We start from the raw sequence: 792 nt of genomic DNA on the forward strand, positions 1-792 counted from the left end.
GATAATGCTAGTCCTCTATCGTTTAGAGTTGAAAAAATAGTGAGTGCTGTTTCTTGACTATCGGCTGTAATAGGGAGAAGAATAGCTTGATTTAAGATATTACTAATGAAGTTATAGAAGGACAATGGATTATCTGCAGCATATTCATTAACTAGTTGCTGGAGCAATCTATAATTTTTAGCATAGTTGCTATGTGATTTTTCATCTGCTTTTCCAGAGACTAGTATATTAGCAAATTCTTGGTTTCCCTCCTCTCCCATGACTCGGGAACTAATAAGGATTTCATTAAAGTTAACTACCCCTGTAGTTGGATTCTGTTTCCAAATTGTTGGTTCGATTTGACTTTTCAAGAAATTAGTCTCAGGACCACCACTTTCTAATTTAGTATAAATAGCTCTCAATAGCAATAAGAGGCTTGTTATACGCTGTTGCCCATCAATTATTTCCTGTTCTTTATTATCATTTTCATATGAAACTATTGTGCCAAGAAAGTAAGTATTATTTTCATCTTCTGTTGTATTGAGTGTGTATTCAGTTAGATCATCGAATAAAACTTGGATTTGTTCGTCTGACCAAGCATATGGTCGTTGATATTCAGGAATAATAAATCTTTTATTCTTTCCAGTCTCTAATAGTTGTTTGACGCTTCTTTTGTCAACATTTATTGATGTAGTCATAGAAGAAATTCCTTTGATTTGTTTATAATATAGCTAATTATATCAATTTTTTAGTTTTCTTTCTAAGAAATATCTATTTTTCGAAAATTAAAATACGGGTGATAATTCTGCCTGA

Annotated in this window: 1 protein-coding gene; it reads right to left on the reverse strand. The window is 31.8% G+C overall.

The annotated features are described in order from the left end of the window. A partial coding sequence (locus M1G14_RS10895; RefSeq protein ID WP_247926608.1) for a DUF262 domain-containing protein occupies positions 1–677 on the reverse strand: 677 nt, incomplete at its 3' end. Positions 678–792: the final 115 nt, after the last annotated feature.

The organism is Streptococcus parasanguinis, from assembly GCF_023109675.1.
Lineage (GTDB): Bacteria > Bacillota > Bacilli > Lactobacillales > Streptococcaceae > Streptococcus > Streptococcus parasanguinis_I.